The organism is Lysobacter sp. Root983 (assembly GCF_001429345.1).
Classification (GTDB): Bacteria; Pseudomonadota; Gammaproteobacteria; order Xanthomonadales; family Xanthomonadaceae; genus Lysobacter.
Map to the genome: position 1 here is coordinate 642833 of NZ_LMJO01000001.1, position 12427 is coordinate 655259.

Annotated in this window: 8 protein-coding genes; 3 read left to right on the forward strand and 5 right to left on the reverse strand. The window is 68.8% G+C overall.

Features of this window, described 5'->3' with window-relative positions; translation table 11 throughout:
* Nucleotides 1-106 precede the first annotated feature (106 nt).
* Nucleotides 107-1000 (forward strand): crotonase/enoyl-CoA hydratase family protein, encoded by an 894-nt coding sequence (locus ASE43_RS02845; RefSeq protein WP_082576287.1) that lies wholly within the window; start codon nucleotides 107-109, stop codon nucleotides 998-1000.
* Nucleotides 1001-1051: 51 nt separating this feature from the next.
* Here the strand turns inward: ASE43_RS02845 and ASE43_RS02850 are convergent, their stop codons facing one another.
* From ASE43_RS02850 to lysS, 3 genes are all read right to left on the reverse strand, one after another.
* Nucleotides 1052-3217: a response regulator gene (locus ASE43_RS02850; RefSeq protein ID WP_057159406.1), complete on the reverse strand. Its 2166-nt coding sequence runs from the start codon at nucleotides 3215-3217 to the stop codon at nucleotides 1052-1054.
* A 3-nt stretch (nucleotides 3218-3220) separates the two neighbouring features.
* A complete protein-coding gene (locus tag ASE43_RS02855; RefSeq protein ID WP_057159407.1) occupies nucleotides 3221-4288 on the reverse strand; it encodes a two-component system response regulator in 1068 nt (355 codons plus the stop codon).
* A 219-nt stretch (nucleotides 4289-4507) separates the two neighbouring features.
* The gene (gene lysS / locus ASE43_RS02860) at nucleotides 4508-6022 is read right to left on the reverse strand and encodes a lysine--tRNA ligase (RefSeq protein WP_057159408.1); all 1515 of its coding nucleotides are present in this window, start codon (nucleotides 6020-6022) and stop codon (nucleotides 4508-4510) included.
* 211 nt (nucleotides 6023-6233) lie between these two features.
* Between lysS and ASE43_RS22795 the strand changes: the two genes are divergently transcribed.
* The gene (locus tag ASE43_RS22795; RefSeq protein ID WP_255356342.1) at nucleotides 6234-6368 is read left to right on the forward strand and encodes a hypothetical protein; all 135 of its coding nucleotides are present in this window, start codon (nucleotides 6234-6236) and stop codon (nucleotides 6366-6368) included.
* A 65-nt stretch (nucleotides 6369-6433) separates the two neighbouring features.
* Here ASE43_RS22795 and prfB read toward each other — a convergent pair.
* Nucleotides 6434-7562 (reverse strand): peptide chain release factor 2 gene (gene prfB / locus ASE43_RS02865; protein ID WP_157489291.1). Its coding sequence is split into 2 segments (ribosomal slippage): nucleotides 6434-7486 and nucleotides 7488-7562, totalling 1128 coding nucleotides; the frame shifts between segments, so codons are not numbered across the junction.
* Nucleotides 7563-7698: 136 nt separating this feature from the next.
* Nucleotides 7699-10626, reverse strand: coding sequence for a VIT domain-containing protein (locus ASE43_RS02870; RefSeq protein ID WP_235568633.1), 2928 nt, complete (start codon nucleotides 10624-10626; stop codon nucleotides 7699-7701).
* 355 nt (nucleotides 10627-10981) lie between these two features.
* Between ASE43_RS02870 and ASE43_RS02875 the strand changes: the two genes are divergently transcribed.
* On the forward strand, nucleotides 10982-12367 hold the full coding sequence (locus tag ASE43_RS02875; protein ID WP_057159410.1) for a trypsin-like peptidase domain-containing protein: 1386 nt from the start codon (nucleotides 10982-10984) through the stop codon (nucleotides 12365-12367).
* The last annotated feature ends 60 nt before the right edge of the window (nucleotides 12368-12427 follow it).

Below are 12427 nucleotides of genomic sequence, written 5' to 3' on the forward strand. Positions count from 1 at the left end.
GATGCGGGGTCGGCCAATTTCTGGAGCTTCGAGTCTGAACGGCAGGTGTAGCATGAATTTGCCGGGCTAACGCCCGCCATTCCCTACTACGACTAGGAGCCTCGCCATGTCTGCTGTCCCCGCACGTTTGCACCTCGAAGATTCCTCGCTGTTCCGCCGCGTCACCGATGCCGCCGGCACCGCCGATTGGTGCTACATGCACGCCAATCCCTCCCAGGTCTACCACCCCTGCTTCTCCGAGCGCCTGCTGTGGGATATGAAGCGCACCCAGGAATGCATCCGTCGCGAGCTTGCCGCGTCCGACGATGCGCGCGCCGGCATCCATCATCTCGTGCTCGCCTCCGACGACGCCCAGGCCTTCAACCTCGGCGGCGATCTGGCCCTGTTCTCGCAGCTGATCCGCAACGGCAACCGCGGCCGCCTGCTCGAGTACGCCAAGCTCTGCATCGAGGTCGCGTTCAACCTCTATCAGCTCTACGAAGACCGCGTGCACAGCATCGCCGTGATCCAGGGCGACGCGCTCGGCGGCGGCTTCGAGGCCGCGCTGTGCTGCCACACCATCATCGCCGAGGAAGGCACCGGCATGGGCTTCCCGGAAGTGCTGTTCGACCTGTTCCCGGGCATGGGCGCCTACACCTTCCTCACCCGCCGCGTCACCCCGGTCCAGGCCGAGCGCATGATGCTGGACGCGCGCGTGTACCCGGTCGAGGAACTGCAGCGCATGGGCGTGGTCGACCTGGTCGTGCCGCGCGGCGAAGGCCTGCGCGCGGCGGCCGACATGGTCAAGCGCAACCAGCGCATCGGCAACGCGCTGCGCGCGATGAACACGGTCCGCCAGGCCTGCAATCCGGTCACCCTGGACGAACTGCTGTCGGTCACCACCGAATGGGTCGATGCGGCGATGCGCCTGAACGACCGCGGGCTGAAGACCATGGAACGCCTGGTGCGCGCTCAGCAGCGCCGCGCGGAATCGAACGCTCCGGCGCTTGCATTCGCATGAGGACTTCGCAGGGGGAGCCTGCCACGCGTCTTGCGTGGCAGGACGAAGGGCCTAGGAGACGTCGGGGACGTCCTTGCCGCGCCCGTTGCGGCTGAGGCGGGCGACCTCATGACGGCTGGCGTCGGTCACCGCCGTTAGCTGCGAGGCCAGGTCCGAAACCAGCTTGGATTGCTCGCGCGCCAGGACCTCGTCGCTCGCGCGCATGATCTGCGAGCAGCGCTCGGCGATCGAGTGCGCGCCCAGGTTCTCGGCCACGCCCTTGTAGGCGTGCGCGACCTCGCGAAACTCCTCCCAGTTGCGCGCCGCACCGACCTTGGCCAGCTCCTGCTGGCAGCCGCCGGCGTCCTTCAGGCACTGCTCGACGAAATCGCGCAGGAACTGCTCGCCCAGGCCCATTTCCGCCAGTTCCGCCAGCACCGCCGGATTGGTCAGCGGACGGCTGACGTCGCTGATCGCGCGCACCGCCGGCAGCTTCTGCGAATCGACCACGTCGGCGATGGTCTCGAGCAGGCGCCCAACCACGATGGGCTTGGTCAAAAAGGCCATCGCGCCGGCCTCGTTGGCCGCTTCCGAGGCCTGCAGGGTGGCGTCGGCGCTGAGGATGATGGTGGGCGTGTTGCGGCCGGTGCCGGCCTGCATGAAACGCAGCTGGCGGATCACGTCCAGGCCGCTGAGGCCGGGCATGTGCATGTCCAGCACGGCCAGTTCGAACTGCGCGACCTCGAGCTGGTCCAAGGCCTGCTCGCCGTCGTTGACCGCGGTCACGCGGTGGCCGGCGCGCTCGAGGATGCGCGTAAGCACGGTGCGGTTGGCCTGCTGATCGTCGGCGATCAGCACGCGCAGATTGCGCACCCGGGTCTTGTGGCGGATGAAGGGATCCTCGAACGAGATCACCTTGCCGCCGTCGCTGCTGACGGTGTCGTGCTGCTGGGTCGGCTGGGTCTCCTCCAGCAGCATCGGCAGCTCGATCCAGAAATGGCTGCCGCCGCCGGGGTTCTCTTCCAGCCCGATTTCGCCGCCCAGCAGCTGGGTCAGCGTGCGCGCGATAGTGGTGCCCAAACCGGTGCCGCCGAAACGCCGGGTCGGGCCGGTGTCGACCTGCTCGAAGGCCTGGAAGATGCGCTCGGCGTCCTGCGTGGGCACGCCGATGCCGGTGTCGCGGACCGAGAAACGCAGCCATACGCGGCGTTCGGAATCGCCGCTCTCGGCGCGGTCGCCGGCCAGGCGCGCGACCAGCGACACCCCGCCCTTCTCGGTGAACTTGACCGCGTTGTGCATCAGGTTCAACAGCACCTGGGTCAGCAGCGCGCTGTCGCCGTTGAGGCGCACCGGCACGTCGTCCTCGATGTCGACCTTGAAGGTCAGGCCCTTGGCCGAGGCCAGCGGCTGCAGCATCTTCTGCAGACGCTTGAGCACTTCCTGCAGGTTGAAGTCGACGTCGCGGCGCTGCAGCTTGCCGGCCTCGATCGCCGAGATGTCGAGCACGTCGTTGACCAGCAACAGCAGCGACTGCGCCGAGGTGTGGATGACCTCGGCGTACTCGCGCTGCTCCGGCGCCAGACGGGTGCCGTGCATGAGTTCGGCCATGCCGATGATGCCGTTCAAGGGCGTGCGCAGCTCGTGGCTCATATTGGCCAGGAAACGGCTCTTGGCCTCGTTGGCGCGGCGCGCGTCCTCGGTGGCCTTCTGCAGGCTGCGCAGCAGCGAGGACAGGTAGGCGGGGATCGCGACCAGGCCCAGCCACAGGCCCGCGGCCAGATAAGGCTGCACGCGCCAATAGGGATTACCCAGGATCACCGCCATGAACGACACCGCCGCCAGGCCCGCGGCGGTGTACAGATAGGTGGTGCCGTAACGCAGACCGTTGCCGATCGTCACCCACAGCACGATCACGTACAGCGGCGCCAGCGAGGGCGCGTCCAGCGACATCAGCATCGCCAGGGTCGAATAGTCGGCGATCATGCCGATCCAGCGCCGGGTATGCGACACGCCCGGCGAGGCCACGATCCCGGCCAGCAGGGCCAGGCCGATCACCGACTCGCCCAGCATGACCCACAGCATGACCATGGTGGCCTGACTGTCGTGCTCGAAGGCCTGCAGGCCCAGCAGGTAGGCCACGATCAGGCAGGCGATCACCAATCGCACCAACGCCTGCCCGTGCTCGCTGTCCGGGCGATTCGAAAGGCGCTCCTTCAACAAGCGCAGGGCGGAAGCCATCGGCTACTCCATGCCGGGACGGGGGACACTCGTCGAATATCGGCTGCAAATCTCTTCGAGGCGGGCGCGGCTGCGGATCAGGGCGTCCACGCAGCGCGGGTCGAACAGGCGACCGCGCTGCGCATACAGATAGCCCAGGGCCGCGTCCACGTCCCAGGCCTTCTTGTAGGGGCGCGGCGAGATCAGGGCGTCGAACACGTCGGCGACCGCGACGATCCGCGCTTCCAGCGGAATCTCCTCGCCGACCAGACCGTCCGGATAGCCGCTGCCGTCGTAACGTTCGTGGTGGCGCAGCGCGATCATCGCGCCGGCCTGGATGAAGCGGTTCTGGCTGCCGCTGAGCAGTTCGTAGCCGATCTTGGGATGGCGGCGCATCACCGCCGTCTCCTCCTCGGTCAACGGGCCCGGCTTCATCAGCACCGCGTCGGGGATCGCGATCTTGCCCACGTCGTGCAGCGGCGCGGCCATCTCGATCACCCGCACTTCGTCTTCGAACATGCCCAGCGCCTCGGCGATCAGCCCGGCGATGTGGGCCATGCGCTCCAGATAGGCGCTGGTGCCGGCGTCGCGGTACTCGATCGCGCGCGCCAGCCGCGACAGCGTTTCGCGTTCGCGTTCCTCGACCTCGTGCATGCTCGACAGCAGGCGCTGCTCCAGCGACAGCGCGCGTTGCTTCACGTTCTCGGACTGCTGGCGCAGCTGCAGCAGGTTGCGGCAACGCGCGCGCAGTTCGCGCGGACGCACCGGCTTGACCAGGAAGTCGATCACCCCGGCCTCCAGCGCGGCCTGGCGCACGGGTTCGTCGCCGACCACGGTGACCACGGTGACCAGGATGATCGGGATGTCGCGATGCAGCGGCAGGCGGCGGAAGCGGCGCGCGAATTCCAGGCCGTCGATGCCGGGCATGCGGTAGTCCAGCAACAACAGATCCGGCTGGCTCGACTCGCACCAGGCCAGCGCGGCTTCCGGTTCGCCGAAGTCGTGCACGGCCAGCTCGGACGCAATGTCCTCGATGATGTGGCGCAGCATCGTGCGCGCGGACGTTTGGTCATCGACGATAACGACGTTCACACCGGCATCCGTGAGGGGCCACCCCCTGTGGTGGCCGACAAGGCGAGGATACCCCGCCCAGCGGCTGTTGGCAGCCGCCCCGTTCATTTTGCTTGCCGGCGTACATCGATAACGCAGGAAGGCCGCCGCGGCGGCCTTCCGAGTTTGCGCCGAGTCGGTGCGGCGGGGTTCACGATCGTCGCCCCGCTTCGTCCCCCCGCGCCCCGCCCAGCTTGACGATCAGCCGGCTTCGGGCCGCATGTAGGGGAACAGCAGGACGTCGCGGATCGACGACGAACCGGTCAGCAGCATCACCAGGCGGTCGATGCCCACGCCCAGGCCGCCGGTGGGCGGCAGGCCGACCTCCAGCGCGCGGATGTAGTCGGCGTCGTAATGCATGGCCTCGTCGTCGCCGCCGGCCTTCTGGTCGACCTGGGCGCGGAAGCGAGCGGCCTGGTCCTCGGGGTCGTTGAGCTCGGAAAAGCCGTTGGCCAGCTCCTTGCCGCCGATGAACAATTCGAAGCGGTCGGTGAGTTCCGGGTCGAGGTCGTTGGCGCGCGCCAGGGGGCTGACCTCGACCGGGTGGTCGGTGATGAAGGTCGGCTGGATCAGGGTGTGCTCGACGGTGGCCTCGAAGATCTCCAGCAGCAGCTTGCCCCAGCCGTAGGAAGCCTTGATCGGCAGCTTCAGGCGCGCGCAGTGGGCGCGCATGACGGCCAGGTCGCGCAGCTCCTCGCGCTTGATCTCGGGGTTGTGCTCCAGCACCGCGTCGATCATCGACCAGCGCCGGAACGCCGGCCCCAGGTCGATGGTGTTGCCGTCCCATTCGGACACCACCGCGTCCACCTGCTGCGCGCAGTGGCGGATCACCGCCTCGGTCAGGTCCATGATCTCGGTGTAGGTGGCGTAGGCCTCGTACAGCTCGAGCATGGTGAATTCGGGGTTGTGCCTGGTCGACACGCCCTCGTTGCGGAAATTGCGGTTGATCTCGTAGACGCGTTCCAGGCCGCCGACCACCAGGCGCTTGAGGTAGAGCTCCGGCGCCACGCGCAGGTACAGCTCCAGATCGAGGGCGTTGTGGTGGGTGGTGAAGGGCTTGGCCGCGGCGCCGCCGGGGATGTAATGCATCATCGGCGTTTCCACTTCCAGGAAACGACGCGCGTCCAGCCAGGCGCGGATCGCGCGGATGATCAGCGAGCGCTTGACGAACACGTCGCGCGCGTCGGGCGAGACGATCAGGTCGACGTAGCGCTGGCGGTAGCGCTGCTCGACGTCGGCCATGCCGTGGAACTTGTCCGGCAGCGGACGCAGCGCCTTGGTCAGCAGGCGCAGGCTCTCGGCCTTCAGCGACAGTTCGCCGGTGCGGGTGCGGGTGAGCTCGCCCTCGGCCGAGACGATGTCGCCCAGGTCGAGGTCCTTGAACACCTCGTAGGCCTCGCCCAGCACGTCCTTCTTCAGCCACAGCTGCAGGCGCCCGGACTCGTCCTGGATCTGGCAGAAACCAGCCTTGCCCATGTCGCGCTTGAGCAGCACGCGGCCGGCCACGGCGACGCGGTGGTGCTGGCCTTCCAGCGCCTCGGCGCCCCACTGCTCGGCGTCGGCGTACTGCGCCTGCAGGTCGCCAACGTAGTCGCCGCGGCGGAAGTCGTTCGGGAAGGCGATGCCCTGCCCGCGCAGCGCCGTGAGTTTGGCGCGACGCTCGGCGATCAGGTGGTTCTCGTCGTGCGGCGTGGTCTCGGGCGTCTGGTCGGTCATGGTCTTCGCGTTTGAGGGTTGCGGTGGGACGGGGTCGGTAAGGCGGTGCTCAGGAGCGCAGAGTACTGGCAGCGGCGGCGGTTTGCTCGCCACTGGGCGGTAGCCGGTTCCCGAAAGACCGGGTGACCTTGCGCACATACGCGCGCCGTCGGCCGGGTCTAGATTCGGTCGTGCGCCCTATCCGGCGGCGCGCCCACGAGGTGGATGCAGCATGTTCAAGAAATTTCTGATCGGCCTGGCGATGGTGGCGGTGGTCTGCGCCCTCGCCCGCGCCGGCCACGAGTTCGGTCAGCACCTGGCGCAGCGCGATCAGGCCAAGGTCGCCGCGACGGCCGCCCAACCCTAGAGGGGCGGCAACGCGGTCCCCAGGCGGCGGGCGACGACCGTGGTCGCGCCCGTCGCCAGCGGGGTTCAGACCGCGTCGCTGCGTTTGGAACCGACTTCCAGGCCCGATTTCAGGCTGGCCTCGACGAATTCGTCGAGGTCGCCGTCGAGCACCTTCTGGGTGTCGCTGCGCTCGATGCCGGTGCGCAGGTCCTTGATCCGGCTCTGGTCGAGCACGTAGTTGCGGATCTGGCTGCCCCAGCCGATGTCGGACTTGGTCGCCTCGACCGCGTCGCGTTCGGCGTTGCGCTTCTGGATTTCCAGCTCGTACAGCTTGGCGGCGAGCATCTTCATCGCGTTGTCGCGGTTCTGGTGCTGGCTGCGGCCGGTCTGACAGGCCACCACGATCCCGCTGGGGATGTGGGTGATGCGCACCGCCGACTCGGTCTTGTTGACGTGCTGGCCGCCGGCACCCGAGGAGCGGTAGACGTCGGTGCGCAGGTCGGCCGGGTTGATCTCGATGTCGATGTTGTCGTCGACTTCCGGCGACACGAACACCGAGGTGAAGCTGGTGTGGCGGCGGTTGTCGGAGTCGAACGGCGACTTGCGCACCAGCCGGTGCACGCCGGTTTCGGTCTTGAGCCAGCCGTAGGCGAAATCGCCCTCGACCCGCAGCGTGGCCGACTTGATGCCGGCGACGTCGCCGCCGCTGGCTTCCATCAGCTCGGTCTTCCAGCCGCGCGACTCGCACCAGCGCAGGTACATGCGCAGCAGGATTTCGGCCCAGTCCTGGGCTTCGGTGCCGCCAGCGCCGGCCTGAATGTCGACGAAGGCGTTGCACGCGTCCATCTTGCCGGAGAACATGCGCCGGAACTCGAGCTTCTCGACTTCCTTGGCGTAGCCCTCGACGTCCGCCACCACAGCCTGCGCGGTGGACTCGTCGTCCTCCATCTCGGCCAGTTCCAGCAGTTCGCCGGCGCCGACCAGGCCGTCGGTGAGGTTGCGGATGCCGTCGACGACCTTTTCCAGCGAGGCGCGCTCGCGGCCCAGGCCCTGGGCGCGCTCGGCGTCGTTCCAGATGTCGGGGTTTTCGAGTTCGCGGTTTACTTCTTCTAGACGTTCGACCTTGCTGTCGTAGTCAAAGATACCCCCTGAGCGAATCCAGCCGTCCGGTGAGGTCGGCGATGCGCTGGCGGACGGGATTGAGTTCGATCATGTCCGGTGGTTTTGATGCGGATGAACCGGCGATTCTAGCAGGCTCGGCGGCGTGGCCGGCTGCGGCCGCGGTGCGCAGGGCCGGGAGCGGCCCAGGACCGTCCCGACGCCGCCCTGGGCGGCGCCGGGCGTGGCGCTCACTTCACCTCGAACTCGCCGACCAACACCGTTTCCGACTGCTGCTTCAGGCGCAGGGTCACGCGCTGATCCTGCTGGCGGGCGGTGCCGAAGCCGGTGCTCAGCCACAGCTGCAGCGTGGTGGCGCCGGTGACCAGTTGCTGGCGGTCGCCATAGAAGTTGGCTTCGACCTTGTACTTGCCGGGTTTGGCGTCGCGCAGCATGAATTCCTCGGGGCCGTAGCCGCCGGTGAAGTCCTTGGAGATGCGCCCGCCCTGGTAGGTCAAGGTGTGCTGGTAGTAGCAACGCTCGCCGTTGGGGTCGGTCACCCACAGGTCCATGTCGGAGTTGTCGCTGTCCCAGCTCAGCACCGCACGCAGGTCCAGCGGCAGATTGCGCAGCAGGCGCTTATCCATCGCCGAGGTATCCAGCGGCCGGCCCGAGGTCGCCACGATCGCGTTGAGTTCGTTGAGCGCGATCAAGGCCACGCCGTCGAAACGGCTGTCCCAGGTTCGGCTCACCACCTGGTAGAGACTGTCGATGGCCGGCTGATAGTCGCGCGCGGCCGCATGGGCCAGGCCGAGGTCGCGGAAGCTTTGCGGCTCCTCTTCGGCCAGCCGCACCACGCGCTCGAACAGCGGCACCGCCAGCGTCGGCTCGTCGGCCTGCAGCAGGCGATAGCCGAGCACGCGCAGGATGTGGCGGTTCTCCAGGTCCAGTTCGGCCAGGTTGGACAGCACCCGCAGCGCCAGTGCGCGCTGCTTTTTCTCCAGCAGCACGTCGGCCACGTCCAGGTAGAACGCGGTGCTGGCGGCATAGCCGTCGCGCTCGTCCAGGTAGATCGCGTAGGCCTGCTCCGGCCCGGCCTTGCGCAGGCGCGCGGCGTACGGCGAATCGGGCTTCCAGGCCTGCAGGGCGATGGTCGCGCCGCGGCCTTCGCCGCCGTCGCCGGCCTCGCCCTTGGGCGCGGCCTCGGGCTCCAGATCCTCGGCGCTGATGCGCGCGCCGGTGACTTCGATCCGCTCCAGGCTCTGCGACGCCGCATCCGCCGCCGCCACTTCGCGCACCGCGCTGGGCGCGGGTGCGGCCATCGGCATCGGCGGCGCGTAGGCGTAGCTGTCGCTTTCCGTCGTGGGCGCGGCGATCGTCGGCTTGGGCTGCGGCGGCCGGCCCTTGGGCCAGGTCTTCTGCCACCACTGCACTGTGTCTTCGAACTGCGCGGCGATAGCGTCCAGATGCGAGCGCCGCGCCTCGTCGCGCTGCCCGCGCTGTGCGGACTTCAAGCGATCGAACTCGGCGCGCAGCTCGACCGGCGGCAGGATGTCGTACTGCAGATAGTCGGCGACCGCTTCCAGCACCAGCAGCGAACTCTCGGGCGTGACCAGGCCGAACTGCTGGCTCAGGCGCGCGATGGCGGCGCGATTGAGCTCCGGTTCGGCGCCCAGCGCACGCACCCGGTAACCCGCCCACAGGCGCGCCGCATAAGCGCTGTCCGGCGCGTCGGCGCCGATGGTCAACTGCTGCGGCGACTGGCCGGCGAAACCCAATGTCAGTGTCGCGCTCGGCGCGGTCAGGCGCCCGGCCACGCGCAGCACGCCATCCTGGGGATAGGCGGATTCGGCGACCAAGTCGGTCGCGCCCAGCGCCTCCAGGTCGGCAAGGCGCGCGTCGGCCGCCAACAGTTCGCGCGCGCCGCTCTCGATCGCGCCCGGTGTCTGCCAGGCGATCAGACGGCCGCCGTGGCCCTCGGCCAGCGCGCTCAGGCGCGCGCTGTCGGCGGCGTTGCCGGCGGAATTGATCGCGTACAGACGCTGGCCGCGGCCCAGTTCGGGGAAGCGGCGCTGGCCGTAATTGAACAGGCCGTCGCTGACCAGCAGGTATTCCTCGACCTCGGCCTGCGGCGTCCAGCCGCCGGGGTCGGTGGCGCCGTCGTAGACCGTGGCCTTGAGCGCGTCGCGCAGCGCGCGCCAGTCGCCGCCCTGGACGCGGAAATCGCCCGCGTCCTCGGCGCGGTCGCGCAGGCGGATCAGGCGCACCTGGGCGTCGCCGAGGGCGGCGAAGTAGCGATCCAGCAGCGCCAACTCGCCGGCCAGATCGCGCTTGCGGCCCGAGGCCGAGCTGTCCCACACCAGGCCCACGCGCTGGGGCAACGCGCGCTGGGCGACGCTCGCGGCCACCGGCACCTCGGCGAGAAAGTAGTGCTGGCCGTCGACGCTCTGGGTGTAGACCTGCGCCGATTCGGCGCGGGCGAAACGCAGGCCCAAGCCGCCGCCGACCAGCTGCGCGCGTTCGATCCGGGCGCGGTAACCGCCCTGGCCGTCGCGCTTGAAATCGACCCGGCCGAAACCGCTGTCGACCCGCGGCGCCGAGGCGCCGCGCGCGATCACGCGCAGGTCCACCGCATCGGCGCCGCGCGCGTAATCCAGCGGCAGCCGCAAACGCCGGCCGTCGCGGTCCGGGCGCAAGGCCTCGACATAGCTCAGGCGCACCCGGCGGGTGCCCTGGGCCGGGATCGGATACACGCGCAGGCGGAAGTGATTGCCCTCGGTCTTCTCCAGCAGGGCCGGATCGACCCCGCGCCGTTCGATCGACTCGAACACCGCTTGCCCCTGCGCCTTGGGCACCGGCACGGCCGCGCGCATGCGGCCGTCGATATCCAGCGCGAACGCGCTGATCTGCTGGCCTTCGTGCAGCGGAAACTGCAGTTCGCCTTCCAGCGGCCGCGCGTTGGGGTTGCGGAACGTCAGCTCGACCGTGGTCTGGGCCAGCCCGCCGTTGAGCTCGACCTCGACCGTGGCGGTCTCCAGCACGATCGGCCGCTCGGCGCCGGGCGCGCGCATCAGCGGCGGCGCGGTGACCGACCCCCGGTCCGGCGGACCGATGACCTGGGCGGCGACCGCTCCGCTTAGCCCCAATAGCAGGCACACATGCAAGACATAGGAACGCACCGGTGGTCTCTCCTGGATTGGTCGTCGATCACGCCTGCTGGTAGCCAACGCACGCGCACGCTGAACGGGGTTGAGTCGCCACTCAATCCCTCCAGGCACGGCACTCTTGTCAGCCCCTCGCCTACCTTAAGGCCTGCCGCCCGGTCGCGGGCCGGACGCGCGTCCGACCCGGCGAGGCCGGATCCCCGGGCGCAGGGAGGCCCTTTCTAAAAATGTGACTTACGTCTCATTTAATGAGTATTTACCCAGACTCTAAGCGCGCTGCCGCCCGCCGGCGCTCCGCCATGATCCCAGCAGCCCCGCCGATGCGAGGGCACAACGGACTACTTCATCAGCACACTGGGAGCCAGACGCAATGACACGTAAAGGCATGCTTCGCTACGCGCTGTTGGCCGCTATTTCCGCCACGACCGCCACGGCCTCGGCGGCGGAAATGAGCGCCGCGCCGGTCACCGCCAAGCCCATGGCCAGCGCCTTGGGCGGCGCCGATTTCGCCACCGGCCTGAAGGTCCGATCGCAGCGCGCAGTCGACCTGGGCCTGCCCGATGCGGCCAGCCTGAAGGCCTTGCGTACCCGCCGCGCCGATCAGTACAAGCACGGCCAGCCGATGGAAATCGGCTACGCCCGCAACGTCGGCCGCAGCCGCGTCGATCTGACCAGCCTGGACTGGGAAGCCCTGCCCGACGGTTCCCACGGCGCCCGCTTCACCCTGACCTCGACCCAAGCCGTCGCCCTGCGCGCTGGCCTGCTGCTGCGCCCCACGCGCAAGAACGGCGGCGATCCCGCCGCGGTGACCCTGCGCTTCGCCGGCAGCGACGGCCGCGTCTTCACCGACAACGGCCGCAACTACAGCGGCGACGAAGCCGGCTGGTCGCCGACCGTGGCCGGCGACACGCTGACCGTCGAAATCGTGCTCGCGCCGGGCCAGCGCCCGGACGGCTTCGACCTGAACGTGCCGCAGTTGTCGCACCTGGACGTGGACCCGGCGTCGAACACGCGCGATCTGTCCAAGGCCAGCGGCGTCGGCGCCAGCGGCGCCTGCGAAAAAGACATCGTCTGCCGCGTCAACCCGACTCCGGGCTTCCTGGCGGCCAGCAAGTCGGTGGCGCGCATGGTCTACACCGCCAAAGGCAAGTCCTACCTGTGCACCGGCACCCTGCTCAACAACAACAACTCGCCCAAGCGCCAGCTGTTCTGGACCGCGGCCCACTGCATCAGCACCCAGAGGGTCGCCGACACGCTGCAGACCTATTGGTTCTTCGATGCCACCGCCTGCAATAACGACACCGCCAACCCGGGTGCGGTGACGCTGACCGGCGGCGCCTACCTGCGTCACGCCAACACCACCCGCGACACGTCGCTGCTCGAGCTGAAGACCGCGCCGCCCACCGGCGCCTACTACGCCGCCTGGAACAGCAGCGCCATCACCGTCAACGGCACCGCGATCGAAGGCATCCACCACCCGGCCGGCGATCTGAAGAAGTACTCGCTGGGTTCGGTGACCAGCCTGTCGTACACGCTGGACGGCAAGTCGCCGCTGACCCGCGTGGCCTGGAACACCGGCGTCACCGAAGGCGGCTCCTCGGGCTCGGCGCTGTTCACCGTCGCCGCCTCCGGCGACTACCAGCTGCGCGGCGGCCTGTACGGCGGCACCTCGTTCTGCTCGGCGCCCAACGATCCGGACGGCTACTCCCAGCTCAGCGGCGTGTGGTCCAACATCTCGACCTACTTCGGCCCCTGATCGCGACCAGCACCGACGGCCCGCCTCTCCCGCCCTGCGCGGGAGAGGCGACGCCGCCGC

Coding starts and splice junctions, on each gene's coding strand:
- ASE43_RS02845 (WP_082576287.1), top strand. CDS start 107: ATGTCTGCTGTCCCCGCACGTTTGCACCTCGAAGATTCCTCGCTGTTC.
- ASE43_RS02850 (WP_057159406.1), bottom strand. CDS start 3,217: ATGGCTTCCGCCCTGCGCTTGTTGAAGGAGCGCCTTTCGAATCGCCCG.
- lysS (WP_057159408.1), bottom strand. CDS start 6,022: ATGACCGACCAGACGCCCGAGACCACGCCGCACGACGAGAACCACCTG.
- ASE43_RS22795 (WP_255356342.1), top strand. CDS start 6,234: ATGTTCAAGAAATTTCTGATCGGCCTGGCGATGGTGGCGGTGGTCTGC.
- ASE43_RS02875 (WP_057159410.1), top strand. CDS start 10,982: ATGACACGTAAAGGCATGCTTCGCTACGCGCTGTTGGCCGCTATTTCC.